This is a genomic window from Mycolicibacterium sichuanense, assembly GCF_033741125.1.
Classification (GTDB): domain Bacteria; phylum Actinomycetota; class Actinomycetes; order Mycobacteriales; family Mycobacteriaceae; genus Mycobacterium.
Genome location: NZ_JAWQPU010000001.1, coordinates 928,611 through 952,611, shown reverse-complemented (window position 1 = coordinate 952,611; position 24,001 = coordinate 928,611). Strand labels below are relative to the sequence as shown.

Below are 24,001 nucleotides of genomic sequence, written 5' to 3'. Positions count from 1 at the left end.
AGTGCATCTGCGTTGGCCTCGGCGGCGGGTGCTCGCTGCGACCGCCACGATCCTCGTCGCCACGTCGTGCACCTCGCCAACCGTGCCCTCCCCCGGCACGTCATCCAGCTCGTTTGCGGCACAGCCGACTTCGACGACGGCCGCTCCCGTCCAAGCCCCGGCCGCGCGGCCGGTCGACTGGTTCGACCTCGACGTCGGTGAGTGCCTGGCCGACCCACCGCCGACCGATCCGAACGTCATCGCCGTCTCGGTGGTCGATTGCGCCACACCGCATCACGCGGAGGTGTTCCGCCGCGCGCCACTGGCAGTCGGCACCGCCATCGCCGACGTCGCCACCGCCGTGTGCGACGACGGGTTCACCGCCTACACCGGAGAACCCGTCGGCAGCGGCACGTTCACGATCACCTATCTCATCGACTCCAACCAGAACCGGACGTCGTCGAATCCGAATCCCAGCACCGTGATCTGCATGCTGGAAGCCGTCGACGGCGCACCCCTGACCGTGCCGGCGCGCAGGTAGCGCTACTGGGCGGCGCCATCCGCCACGGGCGCCTCGACGAGCAGGGACATGCCGTGGTGGTTGGGCATCTCGACCGCGAAACTGTGCAGGTCGTCGACCGTGCCGACCGTCTTGCCAGTGAACATGTCCATGACGTGTCCCCCGGGCGGAAGGTGCTCGGAGCGAACCGTTCCGGCGATCTCCTCGTTGGCGAAGTTGAGCAGCGTGAGCTGATGCTGGCTGGGGTCTTCGAGCTGATGCACCATCACCAGCATGCCGCGGTGTGACACCTCGGGGATGTCGACCTGACGGCTGGTGGCGATGCCGTAGTGCGAGCGGACCCGCAGGATTGCCTGCAACTGGCGCAGGAAGCTGGTGTCGTCGGCCATCTGCTCGGGGATCGACCCGTAGAGACTGCGGCCCCGTGGCATTCCTGCCATCGACCGGGTCGCGCGTTCGTTGACGCCCATCAGGTCGTGCCCCGCGCGGTGGATCCACCGGGTGTCACCCCCGCGCAGCAACTCGGTCACCTCGCTGGGCGGCAACGTCAACATGCCGCACATGTCCCAGCCGGACAACGCGAACACGCCTGGCTGCAGGGCGTTGAACATCGCCAGCAGGAGATGCGCACGCCGGATCGGGTCGACGTCGTCGATCAGGTCCAGGTCGGTGATGCCAAGCGCCGCGGCGACGACGGTCGCCGTGGTCGAGGCAATCCCATTGGTGGTGAAGACCAGGTTGTACGGTGCCTGCGGCCCGGTGAGCTTGGTCAGCAGATCCTGCCGGACCGACTCGCCGAGTTCCTCGCCCGTCATCTCCTCGCCCTTGTAGGTGTAGACGTCGTCGCGGTGCCCGGTCGACCAGTGGACCAGCTCGTAGGTCAGCTCGTCGTGGTTCTGCAGGGCGTGCACCAGCGATGCCGGGTCGACGCCGAGTTCGTTCGAGGTGTTCAGCGTCAGCCGAAGGAACTCGGTGTCGCCGGTGGCCAGGGCGTGCTGATAGGCCGGCCGGTTGATGAAGTCGTAGGACAGGTCGGCGCCGGCTTCACCGGTCTCGCGGATGTCGTCGATGGTCAGGTTCAGCTCCTGGAAGGTGAACCCGCCGACCTTGCGCACCATGCTGGCGATCAGGTGGTTGGCCGCCTCGGACAGCGGGTGCCCCTCCGACCAGGCGGGGTTGCCCTCCGCGGTGCTCTTCTCCACCCCGAGGAAACCATTGGCGTCCAGCCGCAGCGCTCCGGTGCCGAGGTCGGTCAGCGAGTGCAGCGCGTCGCCCATGACCATCCGCATCCCGGCGAAGGTGGGGTCGAGCCAGTTGATGGAGGGCTGCCCGTCCTTGAAGTAGTGCAGGTACACCCACCGCCGCTCGACGCCGTCGACTCCTAGGACGGGACGGGTGACACTCCAGTTGGTCTCCTTGACGCCCTCGGCGTAGAAGATCACCCGCTGCAGCCGGCCGATGATGTAACCGGCCTTGTCCAGCCACTCCTCGGTGGTCGCGTCGATGTTGACCGAATCCACTCCGGGCGGGGTCTCGGGCAGCTCGTGCCAGTCTCTGGGATCGATCTCGACCATGTGATAGATGCCCGGGTAGTCGGCGTACTTCATCTCGGCCAGCCGGAAGTCCGCGCCCTTGCCGGTGTGACCCGGCACGACGTCGTCGATGATGGTGCCGCCGTACCAGTTGGCGGTGGCACACATCTTGCGGAATTCGTCCTCGGTGCCGAACGCAGGATCGATCTGCGTGCTGATCCGGTCGAAGTGACCGTCGACGCTGGGGGTGTACTGCCAGCCCGAGATGCCGCCCGCCCGCTTCACCGGCCCGGTGTGAATGCCCTCGATGCCGATCTCGGCGAAGGCCTTCCACATGTCCTCGTCGGCCATCGCCGTCAGGAAGGACTCGTCGGGGCGGGTGATCAGCGACAACGGGTAGGCCGTGAACCACACCGAGGCCGCGGTGACGGCGGCTCGGGGGTTCGGGTTCGCGAACGGGTTCTGCCACATCGAGCCCTGGCCGGAGAACTGCTGGCTGATCTCGTTGGCGTCGGACAGCATCGACTGGGCCAGCAGCCACGACACGTACGCCGGGTTGTCTCCGGTCGCCGACCCGTCCTGCGCGACGGACCGGCGCGCGAACGGCGCCTTCACCCGTGGCCGGAATCGCAGCGTCCTCGGGCGGGCCGGATGAAGATGCTCGGCATAGGTGATGTCGGTGGGCTCTCGCGCCTGCTCGTCGCCGACCGTGTCCGTCATCTACGTCCTCACCCTCGGTACCGCTCGATTAGTTCCGGTCTACGCGACGCCCAACCCTGCGCGACCCGCTTCCGCGCCGTATAGCCGCTGGCGTGGTGTTGAAACTCGGGCGCCGCGACGGGTACGCGTCCCCCAATGTAGGCGGACCGGCTCACCACGGCTCACCCACGGCGATGCCGTGCGACGATCTGACCGTGACCGCATCGTGGAACTCGATCTGAATCGGGTGCCGTGAAGGAGTTCCTCGAGTTCCTCGGTGCCCAGTCGCCCTATGACCGCCTCGACGACGACGACCTCAACCGGCTGGCGAGGGCCGTCGAGGTCGAGTACTTCACGGCGGGCACGGTCATCGTCGAAGCCGACGCGACACCGTTGAATTGCCTGTACGTCGTCCGGGTGGGAGCCGTGGACGTGATCGACCGGGGCCGCGTCACCGACGTGCTGGGCCCGGGTGAGACCTTCGGCCACATCTCGGTACTGTCCGGGCTGCCGCCCCCCTTGCAGGTCCGCGCGGCCGAGGACACCCTCTGCTATCGGTTGCCCGACCCTCGCACGATCCTGACTCACCCCGAGCGGCTGCGGTTCGCGCACTACGGCGGACTGGTGGCCCGGGAGCGGCTGATCAGTTCGAGTGAATCCTTCGCCCGGCTCGAACGGCCGATTGGCGACGTGGCACACCCGATCACCTGGTGCGACGCCGACGATCCGATTCGCAGCGTCGCCGCACTGATGACCGATGCGGGCCGATCCTGCGCCCTGTTCCTGCGGCACGGCCAAATCGGCATCGTCACCGACGACGACTTCCGGCGCCGTGTCGCGACCGGGGAGGTCGGCGTCGACGCGCCCATCTCGGCGATCGCCAGCGCTCCTGCGATCTCCATGAGCGTCGACCGCACCGTCAGCACGGCGTACCTGTTCATGGTCGAACAGGGCATCCACCACCTCGTCGTCGTCGATGCGCTCGGCGCAGCCGTCGGCGTCGTGCGGGTGGTCGACATGGCGGCCGCCGAGGTCCGCAACCCCCTGGTGATCCGCTCCGCGGCAGCCGCGGCGACCACCATGGACGAACTCGTCGACGCCTGCCGGTTGTTGACGCCCACCACGGTGGAGCTTTGGGATGCCGGCCTGCCCGTCGAACACGTCGGGGCACTGCTGTCGGCAATGGTGGAGTCCATCTACCGCAAGATCATCGAATTACACGTCACGACACCACCGTTGAGCGAGCTGGACTGCTCTTGGCTGCTGATGGGCTCCCTGGGTCGACGCGAACCGCTGCCCAACTCCGACGTCGACACCGCGCTTGCGTGGGCGGTTCGGGAACCCACCGACGTCGTGCTGACACGTGACCAGGTCGCCGCGGCCACCGAACCCCTGATCACCGCCCTGGCTCGGTGCGGGCTGGCACCGTGCCCGCAAGGCCTGAACGCCTCGTCACCCCTGTTCAACCGATCGCAGCGGCAGTGGCGGGAGGTCGCCGATGCCTGGCGCGCCAACCCCGACGACATCGACTACCTGCTAATGGCCTCGACGATGCTCGACGCCCGGCCGATCACCCGCCCCGCGCTGATCCAGCCGATGCGCACCGCACTGGTCGGCGGCATCGGACGCGATGCCTTCACCCGCGCGCTGAGTCGCTTCTCGATGAGTGACCGGCCGCCGAGCGGGTTCGTCCGAGGATTCGTCGTCGAGCACTTCGGTGAGCAAAAAGGCCACCTAAACCTCAAGAAGTCAGGCCTGCGTCCCGTCGCGTCGCTGGCTCGCGCCCTGGCCCAGCGCACGGGCGACCCCACGGGCTCCACCCCGCAGCGTCTGGAGCGGGCACACCGCAGCGGCCTGCTCACCACCGACGAGGCCGACGCGCTGGCGGGTGCCTTCAGCCTCTGCTACCACCTCGTGTTCGACAGCCAGATCACCGCGATCAAGGCCGGTAAACCGTTGGCCTCGGCCATCGATCCCGCCGCCCTCGACCCACTCGAGCGGCGACACCTGCGCAGCGCCTTCAAGGCCATCAGCGCGATCCAGGAGCGCTTGAGCCGCAAGTGGTTCAGCTACGAAGGACTGTGAGCATGGGACGCGGATGGCGACGACGGCTCGGCGCCCGGAGGTCGCACCGACCAGCTGCCGCAGACGTCGACTGGCGCACCGACGCATTCGTGGCGATCGACCTGGAGACCACGGGTCTGGACCCCCGCCGCGATCACATCGTCTCCTACGGCGCGGTACCCATCCGCGATGGCCGGATCAAGATGGCCGAATCGGTGTACGGCCTGGTCCACGTGCCAGGGGACGTACCGGGCAGTTCGACGAAGTTCCACGCGCTGCGCACCCAGGACCTCGACGATGCGCCCCCGCTGTCGGACTGCGTCACCACCCTAGACGCGCTCATCGGCGCTCACCCGGTCATCGCGCACTGCGCCTGGATCGAGCGGTCGTTCCTGCACAGGGCCTTCCGGCGGTCGTACCTGACGTTCGCCAGTCCGATGATCGACACCGCGGTCCTCGCGCGCCTGGTGCTCGACGTGAACCTCGCTCCCGATCAAGCAATTTCGCTGGAGTACGCCGCGACCGAACTCGAGTTACCCGTGCACTCACCGCATCACGCCCTCGGCGACGCCCTCACCACCGCGACCCTGTTCCTCGCACTGGCCAGTCGACTGGAACGCGGCACCACCCTGACGACGTCGAAGCTGGTGCGGCTGTCGGAGTGACGCCGATCCGGCGACGACGAGGATGCCCGTCGTCTCAGGGCTCGGGCACGAGCGGATGTGTGTCGTCGAGTCCTTCCGCGCGAACTGGCTCACACTGCGGTCACGCCGACATCCTGCGCGAACAGATTCGTGCTGCTGAGATCTGGGACCACGTCTTCGAAGACTCGTTCGTCTCGGGTGGTGGTCTTGCCGGTGCGGAGTCGGTAGGACTTGGTGCCGGTGCATCCGCGGCGGCCCCGTACCTCGTGGAGAACGCGCCGAAGCGCGGCATACGGCCGTACGCCCCAGCGGACCGTACTCTTGCCTCGAATCGACGTCGGCGACCTGGCATCCGCCTGGAGCCGTACCGACGTTCGGCCGGACGCCGACGTGCGTCGACGCGTCGATCGAACTGTGCGTTTCAGCCCCGGTGCGGGCGGGAACAAGCTGCGCATCGTTCACGTTGTCGTGACGCCGGCACTGAACTCGAGAGGACGAACATGGCCACCGATTACGACGCCCCACGCCAAAAGGAATCCGATGACGTCGTCGACGAATCGCTCGAGCAGCTGGCCGGACGTCGAAACGACGCCGCGACCGCCGTGCTCGACGTCGACGACGGCGACGAACTCGAGGACTTCGAGCTGCCGGGGGCCGATCTCTCCGGTGAGGAATTCACCGTTCGCGTGGTGCCCAAGCAGAAGGACGAGTTCACCTGCTCGAGCTGCTTCCTGGTGCACCACAGCCACCGGCTCGCCAAGCAGGTTGGCGACCGGATGATCTGCACCGACTGCGCCTGACGGCCGCCGGCACCCGGTTCACGGGTGCGGCGCGTCCGTCCGAACGGTAAGAGCGGACACGAGCGGGGTGTCCACTCCGACGCGACCGAGCCGCTCGGCTCCGCCCGGTGAGCCGAGCGGGGCGGCGCGTCCGGGGAGGACCTCGGTGAAGAACGCGGCATTGTCGGCGAGATGTTCGAGTTGGTCATCCGGTAGATCGGTTTCGTAGTAGATCGCGTCGACGCGGCAGATGAGTTTGCACGCACCGCAATCGACGCACTCCTCCGGATTGATGTAGAGGACCCTCCCACCTTCGTAGATGCAGTCGACCGGGCACTCCTGCACGCAGGACTTGTCCATCACGTCGACGCACTCGCGCCCAATCACATAGGTCATGTGCGCACGGTATCGACGTACCCGACTGGTGTGCAGGGGCCGAAAGGGCACCGTCGCCGGGGCCGTGGGCCTTTGCGCCGGGGACCAAAGACCCTTCTCGCCCATCGCCGCGACGGCAACGGTGGGACTCGAGAATCCGAGGAGGATCATCGATGCCGCCATCCCGGCCGAAATCCGCTGTCCCACGCGAAGTCGTCGAGGACGCCGTGCGAGTGGCCTGCCGCGCCCCGTCGTACCACAACAGTCAGCCTTGGCGGTGGGTGGCCGAAGCGGGCCGACTCCACCTGTACGCCGACCGCGATCGCCTGGTGGCGACGGACCAGTCCGGACGTCAGGCGCTGATCAGCTGTGGCGTCGTCCTGGACCACCTTCGCGTCGTGATGGCGGCGGCCGGGTGGACCACCGACGTCCGGTACTGCCCCGATCCCGACGACGTCGCCCACCTGGCGTCGCTCGAGTTCACCGAGGCGCCGCTCGTCACCGACGCCCAACGTCGCCGCGCCGACGCCGTCCTGGCTCGACGGACCGACCGGCTGCCGTTCGGCGCGGTACCGGACCACCAATCGACGGAGGGACTGCTGCACGACGCCGTCGCCACGAGAGCGGTGGTGAGCGTGCTGACCGACGACGCCAGGCCGCGCCTTGCCGAGGCCTCCCAGTACTCCGAGTCGTTACGCCTATACGACTCGGCCTATCATGCCGAATTGAACTGGTGGACTTCGCCGTTCGACGTCAGCGATGGGATCCCCCAGAGTGCCCTGATATCCGCGGCCGAGAGCGATCGTGTCGACGTGGGCCGCGCCTTCCCGATCACCCACCATGCCGAGCGCCGCATGCAGGTGCCCGAGGATCGATCGCAGCTCGTCGTCCTCTCGGCGCGCGGTGATTCGCGTGAGGACGTACTTCGTTGCGGGGAGGCTCTTTCGGCGCTGCTACTGGAGTGCACCCTCGTCGGTCTGGCGACGTGCACGCTGACGCACGTGACCGAGGTCCACACCAGCCGGGAGATCGTCGCGTCGTTGACCGGGCAGCCGTTTCCGCAGGCACTGGTCCGCATCGGGACCGCCCCGGCCCTGGACGACGTGCCACCGCCCACGCCGCGCCGTCCGGTCACCGACGTCCTCGAATTCCGCGGCCAGCCCGCCGAGACGTTCGCGTAGGGTCAACCCCCCGCGCGCTCGGTCACCACAGCGGCGCGCCGTCCAGCCTGGTCGCCACGTCCTGGACGGGACGCCGCGGGGTGGCTGGCAGTGGATCGGCATTGATCGGTGCCCAGCCCACACGTATCAGCATCTGCGGGAATGCCTCTACGCCAAAGACTTCGGCCCGCACGTCGTCACGGGTCGCCTTGATCTCGAGGACCTCGGTCAACGGGCACGTCGCCATGCCCAGTGCCGTGGCGGTGAGCAACAGAAGGCTCGTCGCCTCGCCCGCCCGCAGCCGCGCGAGTTCGTCGTCCTCGGCGGTCCCGAGGGCCAGCATGACGCCGTTGTCGGCCTCGGCCTCGGCCTCGGGCGGTTGTGACAGAGACGAAGCTGCGAACAAGCGGCCGGGTACCCGGGCGGCGGGTTCCGGGACGGGCGTGCTGTGCGCGGGCACACCTGCCATGGCGGCGTGGCGGCCACTCCACATCGCCAGCTCCGCCAGGTACTCCTCGTCGTCCACGTGTTCGTGGGTGGCCCGGTCCAACGCGTCCCTGAGGTCGACGCTGTCCTCGACCCGCCGCATGGTGACGCCCATGCGCGCCACTCGAGCACCCATCAGCGCGATGTCGCCGTGGGCCACGGGCCAAGAGCTATAGAGCCGACGATCGGTCCGTCGCCTCGGAATCGCCGCAGCCAGTGCGACGTCGAGCTCGACAGGACGAGACCGGTGCACTTCGATCGAGGCAAGATGACCGGCGTCGGCCGGGTTGGGGAATCGACGGACCTTACTCTGCCAGCCCAGCGCAGCGAACGCCACCACGCAGTGGTGCAGTGCGGCACCACAACTGATGATCAGGTCGCGACTATCGGGGTCGGTATGGGGCAATTGCAACGAGGTGTCTGCGTGAAGGTGCAGGCTGGACCTGCCGACACGCCACCGCCACGGTTGGGTGTTGTGGACCGATGGCGCTCGGGTGGCCAGCGCCAGTGCGGTGCGCAGTGTCTCGGCGCCGGGGAGCTTGCTCATCGTGGCACCCCGCCGAAGCGAAACCGCCGACCCGTGATCTCGTTGGGAACGATCCGGATGAAGTACTGCTTGGTCGTCGTGATCCACGGAAGCACCTGGGCGCGTTCGGCATCGGAGACGTCGGCCGCGTCTGACAGGACCTGCGCGCGGCCCTTCACCACGACGCTCCACGCCTCCTCGACACCGTGGTCGTCGGCTTCGAAGGCGACGCGATCGTTATGGGCGACACCGGCTAGCTTGGCGCCTGCGGCAGTGCGAAGCACGATCGTCTGGCGCTGCACGACGTAGTTGACGGGAAACACGTCCGGCTGACCGTCGAAGCTGGTGACTAGTCGCCCCAGCGACGTCCCGGCGAGCAACGCCCAACTCTGGTGATCGGACAGTCCGAGTTCGGAACCGGATTCAAGGTGCGTCGTCATTCCATCGACCATGCCCGTCCACCGCGCCGGTGTGGTGAGGCGTCGGTCACCGAGGGGAGGGCACAAAGTCCCCGCCGCAGTCCCCGCCGCAGTCCCGGACCTAGACGCCCCGCTCCACCGGCAGCAATCCACGCTCCACGGCGACGATTAGGGCGGCGTGGTCGGCCTCGGTTTGATCGGCGTAGCGCCGCGCAAACGTACAGAGCGCCTGGTCGACCCGATCCGAACCACCCATGTACCCGGCGATCATCGAGGCGCCGCTGGTCCGCGCGTGTCCCTTGGCGAGGAGTCTTCCGACCACACCCGCGTAGTCGGTCAGCGCTGCGGCGTCCATCGAATCCAGTGGAATGCGGCCCTTCATGTTGCGAAACTGCCGGACGTAGTACTGCAAACCGTCCATCGTGGTCCAGCCGAGCAGCGGGTCGCTGACCGTCTGCAACGACTGCTGGTACTCGACCACCCGCTGCCCCTGATGCCGGTGCCACGCCTGATCACCGTGCACGTACCGCGCCAGCACCGAGCGGCGGGCCTGTTTGAGTTGCAGGAACACCACGTCCTCGGCCGAGGATCCCTCCAGCAGTGCGACGTAGGCGCGCAGCCCGACGCTGCCAACCCCGACGACCTTGTGGGCGACGTCGACGAGGGTGTAGCCGCCGAGGACTCGCCGCCAGTACGACGGCAGCGTGGTCAGGTATTCATCGAGAGCCTCGGCGAGCGCGTCGGCCTCGCGTGCATCGGGACGGGTGATCAGCGGCGGTTCCTCGACGATTCTGCGCAAGCCGTCCACCTCGTGGGTGAAACGGGGCAGCGCGCGATCCCCCGTCCGGTGACGCGCCCGCTCGGCCGCCCGTGCCACCTGTCGCTGCAGGGGCCCAGCGGTCTCCTCCGTCAACCGGTCGACGTCCATGCGCAGGAACGACCGCGTGAACAGCGGCAGGTCGGCCAGCCGGCGCAACTCGTGACGGTAGGACTCGACGCAGGACAGCACCGAGGCCGCGCAGTGCTTCTCGGAGGTGCCGTTGTACCGGCCGGCGACCCAGATGCTGGCCACCAGCCGGCGCAGGTCCCATTCCCAGCCGCCGGGGTGAGCCTCGTCGAAGTCGTTGAGGTCGATCACCAGATCGCGCTCGGGTGAGGCGTAGAAGCCGAAGTTGCCAAGGTGCGAATCGCCGCACACCACCGGCGTGATGCCGGTGGACGGTAGGTGTGCTACGTCCTCGGCCATCACGACGGCGGTGCCGCGCAGGAAGCCGTAGGGCGAATCCACCATGCGCCCCACCCGAATCGGGATCAACCGGTCCAGCCGGCCGCGGTGGCTGGCATTGATCAGGTCGACGGGGTTGGGGCGGTCCGCCGGCGGCGTCCAGTCGGCCAGCGTCCTGCGGGGCACCCGCTTGCGCAGACTCTTGCCGAGGGCATAACGCTCGGCCCGGGTGACGGGTCGCTGACGCAGCGACCGGTAGGCCCGTCCGTCGGCCTCCGCTATGACGGTGTGCCCGTCCGGACCCGCGTTGCCATGCACGAGTCGCGATGTTACGGCCGCGACGCTCGGGAAGTGGGAGGTTGCCACGTAGTCTCGGACATCACCATGGACGACGAGGTGATGCAGCTCCCCAGCGGCCGGATTCGGGTCCGCCGAGACGGCAAGGTGATTCGCGCGTTGGGGCTGCGGTACGCGATGGCGCGGCGCTTCCAACCGTGCGAGCCGGTGCCCGTCACCGACGACCTCGTCGACGCGACGACACCCGGGCCCGTCTGCCCGCAGCTGCCATCGCGCCTGGAGTTCGTGGTCGGGCCCGTCATGGCGGGCCTCGATCAGGACGAGGACTGCCTGGCGCTGACCGTCGTCGCCCCCGTTCCCGATGGCAGGGCCCGCCCGGTGATGGTGTTCCTCCACGGCGGGGCATACGTCACCGGGAGTGGGCAGCCGGCCGCCTACGACCTCTCGGCGATGGCCGCGGAGGGCGGGGTCGTCACGGTGACGGTGAACTATCGCCTTGGCATCTTCGGGTATCTCGCGATCGACGGCCTCTCCCCCGCGAATCTCGGCCTGCTGGACCAGATCGCCGCGCTGCGGTGGGTCAGGGAGAACATCGGCGGGTTCGGCGGCGATCCTGACGCCGTCACCATCTTCGGCCAGTCCGCCGGCGCGGACAGCGTGTCCTACCTCCTGGTTGCCGACGGCACCGAGGGCCTCTTCCGGCGCGCCATCCTCCAGAGCGCTCCGCTTGGGGTGCAGCGGGGGCGCGCGGCCATGAGCCGGGCGATGGCCGTCGCCGCGCGGGAAGTATTGGGCGCCAACCCGGAAGCGGCATCCACCGCGGACCTGCTGGTTGCTCAGTCCGCGGCAGCCGCCGCAGCCGCGCCGTTCGGAACCGTCGCGCAGATGCCCTTCGGCCCGCAGTCGGGCCAGCATCCGCTACCCGAGGACGACGAGGTCGAGGCGCGCCAGCTCGACGTCGCCCGTCGCCTCCCGGTCATGATTGGCACGACGTCCGACGACGCCTTGCCATTCCTGAGTCTCGACCCACGGCTGGCGCGCGCCTTCGGTCTTCCCGTCCTCGGCCCGCCCGTGCGGCGGCTCCTGAGCTCGGTTGTCACCAGACGACTCTTCGGCCGTCCCTCATCGGCCTACGCCAAGCGACACCGGCGAGGCGGCGGCCATGCCGTGACCTACGTCTTCGACTGGCACCCCGCCAACAGCTCGCTGCGGGCATGCCACTGCATCGAACTTCCCTTTCTGATGGGCTCATTCGCCGACTGGGCGACGGCGCCGATGCTCGGACCGCAGTCCCGGCCGGCTCTCGACGAACTCGGGCCAAGGATGCGCCAGCTCTGGTACGAGTTCGCCCACGGGATGTTCGACGAAGCCGACGCCCACCTGCAGCTGCCGGGGGCGTTGGCTCCGTCGTGAGCCGCTACGGACTCTGGTGCACGCTGGTGTCCACCTGCGGCACCGACGCGCTCGATTGGTTCTGCTGATTGGCCCAGATGTCGTGACTCAGATCCGCCTGAGCGGGTGCAGCCAGACTCACGACGCCTGCCGTCAAAACGCCGACGAGGACGCCGACGACTCCAAACTTCTTCATGATGATGCCTTCTCACTTCGTCTGGGATCGCTTTGCGGTCCCGAGAGCTGAAACTGATTGCCGCCCCGTGGGATTCCGCAGAAGCAGGATTTCAGCGAGTTGGCAGCATTCCCGCGGCGAACCCGAATGTGGACACCGGCCGGGTTCTCGCGGCGGTCCCCGCCACGCCACTGACGGACTTTGCCAGCAACGCTTGTGCACTAGACCTTGACGATGCAAGATATGACGCACGCGATAATTTCTTCGAAGGGGGTTTCATGACATCTCGGGTGCGCGGCTTCGCCGCGGGGATCATGCTGGTGGGGGGCGCGATGTTGAGCGCACCGGCCGCCCATGCCGGACAAGTCGTCAACGAGCCGCGGATTCCCGCACCCGCACCTGCGCCGCAACCGGTGGTGCAGATGTTCGACTGCCAGGGCTCGACGGGTGACCACGGTTGCGGCGCTGGCTTCTTCTGGCGCGACGGCTGGCACGGCTTCGGTTGCTACCCATGCTGAGTCGCAGAGTCCTGATGCCGTCTTCGCGATGCACCGTCGCCACGACCGCGGCCATGGCAGCCGCCGCACTGGCATTTCCGGCTACCGCCCTGGCGGCGCCCATCGACTACACCACCTTGCCCGTCGACCCCAACGTGATCACCGACTCCGTTGCCTATCATGCGGATCCACCGCTGCTGAATCCTGAAGGCAAGTCAGGCATCGAGGTCGTCTACACGCACCGGGACGGGACGAGGGCCATCACCGACATGGTCTTCGTCCTGCCCGATCCCCAGGCAGCCACCGTGGCGCTCGACGTCAGCCGTGGTGACGTGCTCGCCGACATCCCCGGAGCTTCGTCCCGCCCGATCGCCATCGGTCAGAACGGGACGCTGATCACCGGCCGGGCGACCAACGGTCAAGCCGCCAGTGTCCTGATCTTCACGGAGGGGCCCGCCGTTGCTGCCGTGCGGTTCAACGGCGCCGCCGGCGATCCCGTGCCGCTCGATCTGGTCACCGGGTACGGCAAGCAGCAGGACGCCAACATCCTCGCGGCCCTCAACGCCTAACCCAACCCTGCGCCGAGTGTGGAGACGATGCGCGCCCTCGAGGCCCGAGGCGTGCCGAAACTCCACACTCGGCGCGGGTCGGGGGCTCTGGTGGCTAGGCACCCGATGACGGGTTGGCACCCTCGGACTTGAACTCCGGTCCGGGCAGCCGCAGCAGCAGGCGTGCACCACCCAGCGGGCTGACGTCCAAGTGGGCTGTGCCACCGTGCAATTCGGCCTGCTGGGCCACCAGCGCCAGGCCCAGGCCCGAGCCCGACCGGGACGCGGTGGTGCCGCGCGCAAACCGCTCGAAGACAGCGGCGCGCTCCTCCTCGGGGACACCGGTGCCGTTGTCGTCGACGGCGATCTCGACCCCCTCGACCGAACTGACGACACTCAACCGGATCTCCGAGGCACCACCGTGTTTGACCGCGTTGGCGATGGCGTTGTCGATCACCAGCCGAAGACCGGCCGGGAGCCCGACGATCAGCTTGGACGACGACGACGAAAGCGTCACGCGCAGACCGGGATAGACGCGAAGGGCGTCGTGCGCCGCGCGGTCGAGGAGTTCGGTGACGTCGAAGGTGACGAAGTCGTCGGTGGTGGTCAACTCACCCTGAGCCAGCCGCTCCAGCGCCGTCAGCGTCGCCTCGATCCGGCCCTGGGTGCGGACGACGTCACCGATCACCTCGTCGCGCTGTTCAGGGGCCAGGTCGAGCGTCGACAGCACCTCCAGGTTGGTGCGCATGGCAGTCAGCGGTGTTCGCAGTTCGTGCGAGGCAACCGCGGCGAAGTCGCGCGCGGACTCCAGCGCGGCCTTGGTGCGCTGCTGCTCGGTGCCGATGCGGGCCAGCATGCCCTCGACGGCCTCGGCGATCTCCACCGCCTCCCGCACGCCGCGCACCTGGACCTCGTCGGGCATGGACTGGGCGTTGATGGCGCGTGCCTGCTGCGCGAGCAGGCGGAAGGGATTGATCATCAGCAACGAGATCACCCACCCGACGATCACCGTTCCCGCGATCACGCCGCTGCAGATCAGCAACACCCGCATGTGCAGCTCGTCGATCCGGTGTTGCGTCTCGGCCAACGGGGCACCAAGCGCGATCGATCCCATTCCAGCGGCAAACGTGCGCACGCGGTACTGCACACCGTCGATCGAGGTGGTGGCGTACCCGTTGGGCAACTCGGGCAGGACTATGTTCGTCGGCACCGACACCGTGATGCCGCCGATGCGGGCGGTCCGCACCACGTTGCCGTCGGGCATCGGCTGCTGGGCGTCGGTGTTGGGCGAGCTGTTCAGCAGCGTGCTGACGTCACCGAGGCTGCTCACCGAATCGAGCCGGCGATCGAGCTGGCTGTACTGGTCGTCGGTGACACCCACCCACACCCACGTGCCGAGGACGATGACCAGCAAGATCACTGCGAGCGCGGAGACCACCACGATGGCCCGCAGGGACAGGACCCGGGTCAGTGGTGACATCAATCGGTACACCCGATCGTTGATTTCCACTATCGGAATCGCCGAGGGAGCCCTGGGCCTCTGGCGGCCGTGATCAACACCCCTGACACGCTACTGAGGGTACGTGGGCCGTGCTGCACGCGGCCGGTCTCGCGCGACCCTCATGCGGGTGCGGGGTCGGCGACCCACCCGCCACGGCGCAACGCGCCCGTCACGACGAGGTCGCCGTCGAGTACTACCGCGTCCGCGGGGGCCCCGGCCACCAGGCCCGCATGGGGAAGCCCGAGTGCGCGAGCGGGATTCAGCGACGCCTGCCGGACCGCCAGGTGCAGCGCCTCGTCTCTGGGCAGGCCGCTGTGTTCCACGGCGAACGCGAACACCCGGTCCATCGTCGCGGTACTGCCTGCGATGGTGTCCGTGCCCGCAACCCTGGCCACCCCGTCGACCACGTCCACGGCCAGGGGGCCGAGCAGGTAGCGTCCGTCGGTCATCCCGGTGGCGGCCATCGCATCGGTCACGAGCGACACCCGGTCGGGTCCCACCGTCGCCGTGACGTGCCGATAGACCGCGGGATGAACGTGAACGCCGTCGGTGATCACCTCGACGGTCACGCGCGAATCCTCCAGCAGCGCGACGATGGGCCCCGGCTCGCGGCGATCGATCGGGCGCATGGCGTTGAACAGGTGCGTGGCCACGGTGGCACCGGCCTCGATCGCCGCTGCGGCCTGGGCGTAGGTGGCCTCGGTGTGCCCCACCGCCACCACTACACCGGCGGCCACCAGCTGGCGGATGGCCGCGAGCGCGCCGTCGCGTTCCGGTGCGATGGTGACCATGCGGATCGCGCCGCTCGCGGCGTCCAGGAGGCGGTCGATCTCGTCGGGATCCGGGTCGCGCATCAGGTCGGGTCGGTGCGCACCACACCTCGATGTGGACAGCCACGGACCTTCGAGGTGGATGCCGTCGATCAGACCGGCGCGGACGTCGCCCGCCAATTCACCCACCTGCCTGAGCAATTCGTCGGGGTCAGCGGTGACCAGCGACGCGACGAGCCCGGTACTGCCGTGGCGTCGGTGCAACCCGACGGCAGTGACGGTCTCGGAGTGGACGGCGGTCGAGAAGTTGGCTCCGGCGCCGCCGTGCAGGTGGGTGTCGACGAACCCGGGGACCACCGTCGCCGCGCCGAGCGCGTGGTCGGGCGCCCGCGGCGGAGCACCCGCGCCCACCGCGGTCACCCCACCGTCGGACATCTCGATCCAGCCGGGGCGCAACGACTCTCGGCCGGTCAATACGGTAGCTGCGGTGAGGAGCATGACCGAGTTCAGATGCCTTGCCAGGCCGGCTTGGACTGGTAGGTCTCACGGTAGTAGTCGACCAGTTGCAGCCGTCGGGCGGCGGCGTCGTCGAGCAGGACCGTCACGTGCGGATGGTGCTGCAGGACGGTCGCAGGCCACATCGCACTGACCGGACCCTCCACCAGGTGGTGAACCGCCTCCGCCTTGCTGCGGCCCGTGGCCACCAGGATGACGTGCCGAGCCTGCATGATCGTTCCAAGCCCCTGGGTCAGGCAGTGCGTCGGCACCGCGTCGACGTCGTCGCCGAAGAAGCGGGCGTTGTCGATTCGCGTCTGCCGCGTCAGCGTCTTGATCCGCGTCCGCGAGGCCAGGGACGAGCCCGGCTCGTTGAACGCGATGTGCCCGTCGGTGCCGATCCCGAGGATCTGCAGGTCGACGCCACCGGCAGCGCGGATGGCGTCCTCGTAGGCCTCGCACGCCGCGGGGATGGCGGCCGCTGCGCCATCGGGACCCTGCACGGCGCCGGGGGCGAAGTCCACCCGCGAGACGAACACCGTGTCGATCACCGTCCGGTACCGCTCGGGGTGGTCGACCGGCAGCCCGACGTATTCGTCGAGGGTGAAGCCGCGGGCTTGCCGGAACGAGATCTCGCCGGCCTCGTGGCGTGCCACCAGTTCGTCGTAGATCGCCAGCGGCGAGGACCCGGTGGCCAGACCGAGCACCGCCGTGGCCTTGCGCTGCAGCAGCAGAGTGATCGCGTCGGCGGCGATCCCGCCGATCTCGCCGGCGTCGCGGCAGATGACGACTTCCATCTAGGTGGCCGCCGTCGGCTTGGTCGCGGTGAAGAGAGTTTCCCCGGTCGCTATCTCGGCACCCGACGTCACCGCGTCGGAGGCGACGACGTTTCCTGGCTCGCGCTCGTCCATCACGACCACGGGAACGATGGGATCGAGCCCCTTGGCCACGATCGCGGGTACGTCGTAGGTGATGACCAGTTGACCCGCCGTGACCTCGTCGCCCTGACTGACGTGGGTCGTGAAGCCCTCACCCTTCAGCGCGACGGTGTCCAGCCCCAGGTGCACCAACACGCCGACGCCGTCCGGGGTGAGGACTACGTAGGCATGCGGAAGCAGTTTCAGCAGTCGTCCGCTCACCGGCGCGACGGCCTCTACGACAGCGCTGGGGGGTTCGACCGCCGCGCCGTAGCCGACCATGCCCTGCGAGAAGACCGGATCGGAGACGTCGCGAAGCGGTATCGCACGTCCCGAGATCGGGGCGAGGACTGATGTGGTGCTCACTGCGGCTCCTTCGTGGCGACTGTGTGCCCAACAATACGAGCGCCCCGCAACAGGGTCTCGTGGTCCGGGGTTCTCGTCTAAGCTTCCGCACAGCGTGGGCGGGGGCGACGGGTGCGCACGAGGAGGGTGACCGACGATGAGCGAGACCATCGAAAATCAAGGGCCGCAACCGAAGTCGGGGCTGCGCATTCCGGGGTTCGCGCAGCTGCAGCGGCTTGGCAAGAGCCTCATGCTGCCGATCGCAGTGCTGCCGGCGGCCGGAATCCTGCTGCGGCTGGGCCAAGACGATCTGCTCGGGCGCATCAAGGCACCGGTCATCGGGCCGTTCTTCCAAGCGATGAGCGCGGCGGGCGACGCGATCTTCAGCAATCTCCCGCTGCTCTTCGCCGTCGGCGTCGCCATCGGATTCGCCAAGAAGGCAGACGGTTCGACGGCGCTGGCCGCCGTCGTCGGCTATCTGGTGGTTCAGGCGGTGTTCAAGACGATGTCGCCGATCGTCCTGGCCGGTCAGGTCGACAAGGCGGGCGAGCAGGCCCAGATCAACTACAGCGTGTTCGCTGGAATCGTGGTCGGTCTGCTCACCGCGTGGCTCTTCGATCGCTATCACACCATTCAATTACCCTCGTATCTCGGCTTTTTCGGGGGTCGGCGCTTCGTGCCGATCGTGGTCTCCCTGGCGTGCCTCTTCCTGTCGTTCGCGATGAGCTACTGCTACCCGCTCTTCGACGCGGGCTTGACCGGCCTCGGCAAGTTCATCGGCGGCTCGGGAGCAATTGGCGCGTTCGTCTATGGATTCGCCAACCGCATGCTGATCCCGCTCGGTCTGCACCACATCGTGAATTCCTTCGTGTGGTTCATCTACGGCGACTATCAGGCCCCCGACGGCAAGGTGGTCACCGGTGAGCTCACCCGCTTCGCCGCGGGTGATCCCTCCGCGGGTCTGCTGACCTCGGGCTTCTATCCGATCCTGATGTTCGGTCTGCCGGCCGCCGCGCTGGCGATGATCCACGTCGCCAACAAGAAGCAGCGCAAGGTGGCAGTCGGCATCCTGTCGGCGGCCGCACTGACCGCCTTCCTCACCGGTGTCACCGAGCCGCTCGAGTTCGCGTTCATGTTCGTGGCCTTCCCTCTCTACGTCATCCACGCCGTGCTCACCGGGCTGTCCCTGGCGATTGCCTACCTGCTCGACATCCACCTCGGCTTCTCGTTCTCCGCCGGCCTCATCGATCTGCTCCTGTACGGCACCGCGCCGGCCGCGAAGAACATCCCGCTGCTCATCGGCATGGGCGTGGTGTTCTTCGTCGTCTACTACCTGCTGTTCCGCTTCGCGATCACGAAGTGGAACATGCGGACCCCCGGCCGGGAACCCGACGACGAGTTCGAGGCCGAAGAGCGGGCCAACCTCGGCGAGGGCGCCGATGCAGCCACCGCGGTGATGCCGGGTGCGCCAGGCACCGCGACCGAGACCCGCACCGCCCCCGCGCCCGCGCAGGTCGCGGAGAGCACCGCCGAGCAACTCATCGCCGCCTTCGGTGGTCGGGCCAACCTCGTCAACGTCGACGCCTGCATCACGCGCCTGCGCATGGAGGTGGCCGACACCGGCAAGGTCGACCAGGCTCGACTCAAGAGCCTCGGCGCTGCCGGTGTCATCGAGGTCGGCAACAACGTCCAGGCGGTCTTCGGGACCCAGGCGGAGGTCTTGAAGAACGACATCATCGACGTCCTCTAGGACGCCGGGCGCCGAAACGACCCCCGCGACGCTGGCCGCCTGACCGCTTTCATGGCAAGGGCGCTTGATCGCGAGTAAGTTTCCGTCCACAACTCAATACGCTGTCGACGCGCAGCGGGAGATCCCCGTTCTCGGGGTGCCGTAGGAGCAACATCCTCCCCAGGAATCTCTCAGGCCCAGTACCGCCGCGCCGAGGCAACTCTGGAGAAAGCGCCGGGCACGACAGCGGCACTTACCGAAGGTGAATGGCACGCCCGTGGCGTCGCTCAATCTCTCAGGTCTCAGGACAGAGCGGGGAGGCGACCTGCACCGTCACATGCCGACCAGAGGTTCATCATGTCCATCCCAGCCCAGTCCATTTCCACCCTGCAAATTCCCACCCAGCCTCTTCCCACCCAGCCTCTTCCCACCCCGCCAATTCCCACCCAGTCCCTCGCCACCCGATGACCATCAGCGTCTTCGAGCTGTTCTCCGTCGGCATCGGCCCATCGAGTTCGCACACCGTCGGCCCGATGCGCGCCGCGGCGCGCTTCGCCGGCGAGGTCAGCCAGCGCGGGTTGCTCGATGCGACGGCGGACGTGCGCGTGGACCTGTACGGATCGCTGGCCGCCACCGGTGCGGGTCACGGCACGATGGCCGCGATCCTGCTCGGGTTGGAGGGTTTCGCGCCCGAGACCATCGACACCGACGAGATGGAGAGTCGGTTGTCCACCCTGCGGGAGCAGGGTTGGATCCTATTCGGCGGCGCCCAGCAAGTGGCACTGACCGAGGATGCGATGGTGTTGCGGCCCTTGACCGTTCACGAGCGGCACGCCAACGCGATGACGCTCGCCGCGTTCGATGCGGACGGCACCGAGCTGCACCGGCAGACGTACTTCTCGGTCGGCGGCGGCTTCATCGTCAGCGCCGACGACGAGCTCCCGGATGGCGATCGACCTTCACCCGTCGACGCTCCCCTCGCCTTCGACAGTGCCGCCCGGCTGCTCCAGCTCGCCGACGCCCAAGGTCTCGCGATCAGCCAGGTCATGCTCGCCAACGAGTGCGCCACCCGCTCAGAGGACGAGGTGCGCACCGGCCTGCTGCACATCCACCAGGTGATGCTGCAGTGCCAGCGCAAGGGCATCGAACGCACCGGCAATCTGCCGGGCACCCTCGGCGTGCGACGGCGGGCCCACGATTGGTACGAGCGTCTCGACCGCGACGATCCCGACCGCGACGTCGCCTTCGCCGAGGACTGGGTGAACCTGGTCGCACTCGCGGTCAACGAGGAGAACGCGTCCGGCGGACGCGTGGTCACGGCCCCGACGAACGGGGCCGCGGGCATCATTCCCGCCGTATTGCACTATGCGCTGCACTACACCCGCGCGGGCGACGCCGACCCCGACGACGTGGTGGTGCGGTTCCTGCTCACTGCGGGCGCCATCGGTTCACTGTTCAAGCAGCGGGCGTCCATCTCGGGCGCCGAGGTCGGCTGCCAGGGCGAGGTTGGTTCGGCAGCCGCGATGGCGGCGGGAGCGCTGGCCGAGATCCTCGGCGGCACCGCGCAGCAGGTCGAGAACGCCGCCGAGATCGCCATGGAGCACAGCCTGGGCCTGACGTGCGACCCGATCGCCGGCCTGGTGCAGATCCCGTGCATCGAGCGCAATGCGATCTCGGCCGGCAAGGCCATCAACGCCGCGCGGATGGCACTGCGCGGGGACGGTTTTCACCGCGTCAGCCTCGACCAGGTGATCGAGACGATGCGCGCCACCGGGCTGGACATGAACTCCAAGTACAAGGAGACCTCGACCGGCGGACTGGCCATGCACGTTCCGGTCAACCGGGTGGAGTGCTGAGACCTCACCTACCGTGGGCGGTGAAGAATTGCGCGCTGGCCAGCGACGCGTTCGTCGCCCCCGTGGTGGGCCCGGCGTCGGGCAGGGCGAAGTTGCCGCTGGGCCAGGTGTGTCCGCCGCCGTCGATCTGGATGAACACCGCCGACGTGCCACCGGCGCAGCCCACCGAGGTGTAGCGCCGCAGACCGGTACCGTCGCCGACCGAGGGCAGGGCCTCCTCCACCGGGGCGTCCGAGCAGCCGTCCGCGGCGCGCCATCGGGCCGCCAGCGCCGGCGCCGAGAGGATGTCGCTGGCGCCACCCCGACCCACCATGCCGCCGCCACCGAACGGCACCACACCGTCGGCGGTGCCGTGGAACTGCAGGACCGACACCGGCCGCGACGGCGCGCACGGAACCCCCGAGCCGAGCGTGCCCGCCACCGGCGCGACGGCCGCGACGACGTCGGCGCGATCGCAGGCCAATCGATTGGCCATGAAACCCCCGGCCGACATGCCGGTGGCGAAGACCCGGCCCGGCGGGATGCCGTAGTCACGGACGAGTCGATCGACCAGCGCGACTAGGAAGCCGACGTCGTCGACGCCTTGCCGGTCTGGTGTCGAGGCGCCGCGTCCGTCGGCCCAGCTCTGGTCGATGCCGTCGGGGTAGGCCACGACCAAGCCAAGCGCGTCGGCGGCAGAATCGTAGTTCGAGATCGCCTCCTGCGCCTGACCCGTCGCGCCAGCGCCGTGCAGGTTGATCACCAGGCCCGCGGGCTGGTCATTGCCGGCCGGGGCGTGCACCAGGTACGTGCGTTGCAAACCACCGAACGACAGCTCCCCGCGCGTGTTGCCGGGAGGACCTGCCGCCGCGGACCCGCTGAGGCCGATCAGCGCGCAGCCGAGCGCAGTGACCAGGCCCGCCACCCATGCGCGCCCGGCAACCGTCAACATGCGGCGCCCACTTCTCGAAGCAATGCTCTCATCGGTGTCGACACGCGGGTCATTGAACGCAGCCGAGCTTGACGGCGGGTGAACGGCAGGTGCCCGACGAGATTTGCGCATGCCGCGTGCATTGACGGCCGCGCCCCGCGCAAAACCCCTACGCCCCGACCAGACCGCCGACCACACTCCTGACCAGCGATGTGACGAACGCGGCATCGATCACTTCGCGGGCAAACCAGCGCCGGTAGTACAGCGGCCCCATCAGCGCCGAGACGACGAACGCCCGATCCGTGGCTTCGGCGATCTCCCCCCTGGCCGCGGCCCTGTCGAGCACTTCGCGCAGTGACGCCGCGTGCCCTCGCTGGATCGATGCGTGCACCTCGGCGAAGGCCGGATCGCGCTCGGCGACGTCGACGAGCGACGGGACGACCGACGACCACCGGGCCGTCACGAGGAGTCCGCCGATGGCGACGAGGAGTTCGACCAGGTCGGTCTCCAGGGCGCCGGTATCCGGGACCGGATGCTCGGCACTGATCCGAACCGCCGCCTCGAGCACCAACGCCTCCCGCGAGGGCCAGTGTCGGTAGATCGTGGTCTTGGCGACGCCCGAGCGGCGTACCACCTCGTCGACGCTGAAACCGCTCACCCCGCTCTGGCTGAGCAGCTCCAAGGTGGCGCTCAACACGCGATCGCGAGATCGCGCGATCCGCCCGTCCACTGCATCTGCCATGGAGCCATCTTGTCACAACGCTACGCTACGGTGTCGTATCGTTTCTGACTTCGAGGACGGGATCCACGACCATGCAGTTCGCCTCCATCCGCATCATCACCGACGACGTCGAGCGGCTCGTCGAGTTCTACGAACACGTCACCGGCGTCGCGGGCGTACGACACACGCCGCTGTTCGCCGAGCTCGTGATGCCGCCCTTCGCACTGGCGATAGGACACACCCAGACCACGGCCCTGTTCGACGTGGACGACTTGCGCGCCGGTGAGAACCACAGCGCCATCGTCGAATTCGAGGTTGCCGACGTCGACGCCGAGTGGGAGCGCCTGGGTTCTGCGGTCGCAGACTGGGTGCAACCGCCGACCACCATGCCCTGGGGCAACCGCTCGACGCTGTTCCGGGATCCGGACGGCAATCTGGTCAACCTGTTCACCCCGGTGAGCGCGGACGCCATCGCCAGGGCCCGCCGCTAGAACGGACTGCTGTTGGCCTGTCTGCGCGCCGACTCTGGACGCGGGCCGAAACGCTCGATGTAGTCCGCGTGCAGACGGGCGTCCCGCTTGCGACGGATGACGTCGACCAGGTTGGGGTCCAGACCGTGCTGAGCCAGCCGGTGGCGGCGCCAGACCTTGTTGAGCGCCAATGACATCAGCACCGCCCAGGCGTAGATCGGCACCGTCATCTCCATGTGCACGTACAGCGACGCAGGCAGCAGCCAGAAGGGCGCCAGCACGATGAGCGGTGGAATCGCCATGCGAATCAGGTGGCGGCGCACCGCCCCGTGGTCGGCCAGATCATGGGCGACCCAGTCCCGCATCGAGTCGGGCAGGCGCCGCCCATACGAATAGGCGACGTACTGCAGCGGGGATGGCTTCTCGTGGGACATGCTGCCCTCCTTGGGGTGGACGTCGCTCACGGCAGGGCCGTCAGCGCAGCGGAATTGATGCGGGTGAGCACGCGGTGCAGCTCCTCGAGCTCGGCGAGGTCGACGCCGAGCCGGGCCACCACGGCCGGCGGAATCTGCAACGCCTGGGTGCGCAGCTCGAGGCCCCGGTCGGTGAGCTCGACGGCGGTGGCGCGCTCGTCGATCGCACTGCGACTGCGCGTGACGAACCCGAGCGCCTCGAGGCGCTTGAGCATGGGAGACAGCGTGGCCGAGTCGAGCTGCAAGGCAGCGGCGATCTCCTTGACCGTGAGCGCCGGCCGGCCAGCCGCGGTCGCGCGCCGATGATCCCAGAGCGCCAACATCACCAGATACTGCGGATGAGTCAGACCCAAGGGCTCCAGCAGGGGGCGATACACCGCCAACACGGCACGGTTGGTCACTGCCAACGCAAAGCACACCTGACGCTCGAGCGCGAGCGGATCGATCTCGGACTGGACGGAAGCGGACACAAGATAGATCGTACGCTAATAGTTAGT

General features: G+C 68.2%; 25 protein-coding genes and 1 riboswitch. Of the genes, 11 read left to right on the top strand and 14 right to left on the bottom strand.

The window, feature by feature from the left end:
* The first annotated feature begins 1 nt into the window (after position 1).
* Positions 2–520 (top strand): hypothetical protein, encoded by a 519-nt coding sequence (locus SBI80_RS04630; RefSeq protein ID WP_413232660.1) that lies wholly within the window; start codon positions 2–4, stop codon positions 518–520.
* 2 nt (positions 521–522) lie between these two features.
* Here the strand turns inward: SBI80_RS04630 and treS are convergent, their stop codons facing one another.
* Positions 523–2,751: a maltose alpha-D-glucosyltransferase gene (gene treS, locus SBI80_RS04625; protein ID WP_318973226.1), complete on the bottom strand. Its 2,229-nt coding sequence runs from the start codon at positions 2,749–2,751 to the stop codon at positions 523–525.
* A 231-nt stretch (positions 2,752–2,982) separates the two neighbouring features.
* Here treS and SBI80_RS04620 point away from each other — a divergent pair, with 231 nt between their 5' ends.
* The 3 genes from SBI80_RS04620 to SBI80_RS04610 all read left to right on the top strand — a co-directional run bounded on the left by SBI80_RS04620 (position 2,983) and on the right by SBI80_RS04610 (position 6,238).
* Positions 2,983–4,815 carry a putative nucleotidyltransferase substrate binding domain-containing protein gene (locus SBI80_RS04620; protein ID WP_318973225.1) on the top strand — a complete coding sequence of 611 codons (1,833 nt, stop codon included), beginning with the start codon at positions 2,983–2,985 and terminating at the stop codon, positions 4,813–4,815.
* A 2-nt stretch (positions 4,816–4,817) separates the two neighbouring features.
* Entirely contained in the window at positions 4,818–5,459 is a 642-nt protein-coding gene (locus SBI80_RS04615) for a 3'-5' exonuclease (protein ID WP_318973224.1), read from the top strand.
* Between the two features lie 479 nt (positions 5,460–5,938).
* Positions 5,939–6,238, top strand: a complete 300-nt coding sequence (locus tag SBI80_RS04610; RefSeq protein WP_318973223.1) for a DUF4193 domain-containing protein — start codon at positions 5,939–5,941, stop codon at positions 6,236–6,238.
* Between the two features lie 18 nt (positions 6,239–6,256).
* On the opposite strand, the gene fdxA is transcribed toward SBI80_RS04610, so the two are convergent.
* Positions 6,257–6,613 (bottom strand): ferredoxin, encoded by a 357-nt coding sequence (fdxA, locus tag SBI80_RS04605; RefSeq protein WP_318973222.1) that lies wholly within the window; start codon positions 6,611–6,613, stop codon positions 6,257–6,259.
* Between the two features lie 152 nt (positions 6,614–6,765).
* On the opposite strand from fdxA, the gene SBI80_RS04600 reads away from it, so the two are divergent.
* A complete protein-coding gene (locus SBI80_RS04600) occupies positions 6,766–7,773 on the top strand; it encodes an Acg family FMN-binding oxidoreductase (RefSeq protein ID WP_318973221.1) in 1,008 nt (335 codons plus the stop codon).
* Positions 7,774–7,795: 22 nt separating this feature from the next.
* Here SBI80_RS04600 and SBI80_RS04595 read toward each other — a convergent pair whose 3' ends face one another.
* The 3 genes from SBI80_RS04595 to SBI80_RS04585 all read right to left on the bottom strand — a co-directional run bounded on the left by SBI80_RS04595 (position 7,796) and on the right by SBI80_RS04585 (position 10,726).
* The gene (locus tag SBI80_RS04595) at positions 7,796–8,785 is read right to left on the bottom strand and encodes an Acg family FMN-binding oxidoreductase (RefSeq protein ID WP_318973220.1); all 990 of its coding nucleotides are present in this window, start codon (positions 8,783–8,785) and stop codon (positions 7,796–7,798) included.
* Entirely contained in the window at positions 8,782–9,204 is a 423-nt protein-coding gene (locus tag SBI80_RS04590; protein WP_318973219.1) for a pyridoxamine 5'-phosphate oxidase family protein, read from the bottom strand. Before SBI80_RS04590 ends, SBI80_RS04595 begins: the two co-directional genes overlap by 4 nt.
* 100 nt (positions 9,205–9,304) lie before the next feature.
* Positions 9,305–10,726, bottom strand: coding sequence for a DUF2252 domain-containing protein (locus SBI80_RS04585; protein WP_318973218.1), 1,422 nt, complete (start codon positions 10,724–10,726; stop codon positions 9,305–9,307).
* A gap of 66 nt (positions 10,727–10,792) precedes the next feature.
* On the opposite strand from SBI80_RS04585, the gene SBI80_RS04580 reads away from it, so the two are divergent.
* Positions 10,793–12,118, top strand: a complete 1,326-nt coding sequence (locus SBI80_RS04580) for a carboxylesterase family protein (protein ID WP_318973217.1) — start codon at positions 10,793–10,795, stop codon at positions 12,116–12,118.
* Positions 12,119–12,122: 4 nt separating this feature from the next.
* Here SBI80_RS04580 and SBI80_RS04575 read toward each other — a convergent pair whose 3' ends face one another.
* The gene (locus tag SBI80_RS04575; RefSeq protein ID WP_318973216.1) at positions 12,123–12,293 is read right to left on the bottom strand and encodes a hypothetical protein; all 171 of its coding nucleotides are present in this window, start codon (positions 12,291–12,293) and stop codon (positions 12,123–12,125) included.
* 257 nt (positions 12,294–12,550) lie between these two features.
* Here SBI80_RS04575 and SBI80_RS04570 point away from each other — a divergent pair, with 257 nt between their 5' ends.
* Positions 12,551–12,790 carry a hypothetical protein gene (locus SBI80_RS04570; RefSeq protein ID WP_318973215.1) on the top strand — a complete coding sequence of 80 codons (240 nt, stop codon included), beginning with the start codon at positions 12,551–12,553 and terminating at the stop codon, positions 12,788–12,790.
* Positions 12,791–12,804: 14 nt separating this feature from the next.
* Positions 12,805–13,338 carry a hypothetical protein gene (locus SBI80_RS04565; RefSeq protein ID WP_318973214.1) on the top strand — a complete coding sequence of 178 codons (534 nt, stop codon included), beginning with the start codon at positions 12,805–12,807 and terminating at the stop codon, positions 13,336–13,338.
* A gap of 94 nt (positions 13,339–13,432) precedes the next feature.
* Here the strand turns inward: SBI80_RS04565 and SBI80_RS04560 are convergent, their stop codons facing one another.
* From SBI80_RS04560 to SBI80_RS04545, 4 genes are all read right to left on the bottom strand, one after another.
* The gene (locus SBI80_RS04560; protein ID WP_318973213.1) at positions 13,433–14,797 is read right to left on the bottom strand and encodes a sensor histidine kinase; all 1,365 of its coding nucleotides are present in this window, start codon (positions 14,795–14,797) and stop codon (positions 13,433–13,435) included.
* Between the two features lie 140 nt (positions 14,798–14,937).
* A complete protein-coding gene (gene nagA / locus SBI80_RS04555; RefSeq protein WP_318973212.1) occupies positions 14,938–16,086 on the bottom strand; it encodes an N-acetylglucosamine-6-phosphate deacetylase in 1,149 nt (382 codons plus the stop codon).
* 8 nt (positions 16,087–16,094) lie between these two features.
* Positions 16,095–16,880 (bottom strand): glucosamine-6-phosphate deaminase, encoded by a 786-nt coding sequence (gene nagB, locus SBI80_RS04550; protein WP_318973211.1) that lies wholly within the window; start codon positions 16,878–16,880, stop codon positions 16,095–16,097.
* Complete coding sequence (locus SBI80_RS04545) at positions 16,881–17,366, bottom strand: PTS sugar transporter subunit IIA (protein WP_318973210.1); 486 nt, start codon at positions 17,364–17,366, stop codon at positions 16,881–16,883.
* A 136-nt stretch (positions 17,367–17,502) separates the two neighbouring features.
* Between SBI80_RS04545 and SBI80_RS04540 the strand changes: the two genes are divergently transcribed.
* Together SBI80_RS04540 and SBI80_RS04530 are read left to right on the top strand one after the other, a co-directional pair.
* Positions 17,503–19,095, top strand: coding sequence for a PTS transporter subunit EIIC (locus tag SBI80_RS04540; RefSeq protein ID WP_413232626.1), 1,593 nt, complete (start codon positions 17,503–17,505; stop codon positions 19,093–19,095).
* Between the two features lie 105 nt (positions 19,096–19,200).
* A riboswitch (glycine riboswitch) is annotated at positions 19,201–19,290 on the top strand.
* Positions 19,291–19,538: 248 nt separating this feature from the next.
* Positions 19,539–20,930, top strand: coding sequence for an L-serine ammonia-lyase (locus SBI80_RS04530; protein WP_318973209.1), 1,392 nt, complete (start codon positions 19,539–19,541; stop codon positions 20,928–20,930).
* 4 nt (positions 20,931–20,934) lie between these two features.
* On the opposite strand, the gene SBI80_RS04525 is transcribed toward SBI80_RS04530, so the two are convergent.
* Together SBI80_RS04525 and SBI80_RS04520 are read right to left on the bottom strand one after the other, a co-directional pair.
* Complete coding sequence (locus SBI80_RS04525) at positions 20,935–21,861, bottom strand: extracellular catalytic domain type 1 short-chain-length polyhydroxyalkanoate depolymerase (RefSeq protein ID WP_318973208.1); 927 nt, start codon at positions 21,859–21,861, stop codon at positions 20,935–20,937.
* Positions 21,862–22,009: 148 nt separating this feature from the next.
* Positions 22,010–22,582 carry a TetR/AcrR family transcriptional regulator gene (locus SBI80_RS04520; RefSeq protein ID WP_318973207.1) on the bottom strand — a complete coding sequence of 191 codons (573 nt, stop codon included), beginning with the start codon at positions 22,580–22,582 and terminating at the stop codon, positions 22,010–22,012.
* 71 nt (positions 22,583–22,653) lie between these two features.
* Here SBI80_RS04520 and SBI80_RS04515 point away from each other — a divergent pair, with 71 nt between their 5' ends.
* Positions 22,654–23,052: a VOC family protein gene (locus SBI80_RS04515; protein ID WP_318973206.1), complete on the top strand. Its 399-nt coding sequence runs from the start codon at positions 22,654–22,656 to the stop codon at positions 23,050–23,052.
* Here the strand turns inward: SBI80_RS04515 and SBI80_RS04510 are convergent.
* Both SBI80_RS04510 and SBI80_RS04505 read right to left on the bottom strand, forming a co-directional pair.
* A complete protein-coding gene (locus tag SBI80_RS04510; protein ID WP_318973205.1) occupies positions 23,049–23,465 on the bottom strand; it encodes a DUF5313 domain-containing protein in 417 nt (138 codons plus the stop codon). The genes SBI80_RS04515 and SBI80_RS04510 overlap by 4 nt on opposite strands.
* A 26-nt stretch (positions 23,466–23,491) precedes the next feature.
* On the bottom strand, positions 23,492–23,974 hold the full coding sequence (locus tag SBI80_RS04505; RefSeq protein WP_318973204.1) for a MarR family winged helix-turn-helix transcriptional regulator: 483 nt from the start codon (positions 23,972–23,974) through the stop codon (positions 23,492–23,494).
* Positions 23,975–24,001 lie beyond the last annotated feature (27 nt).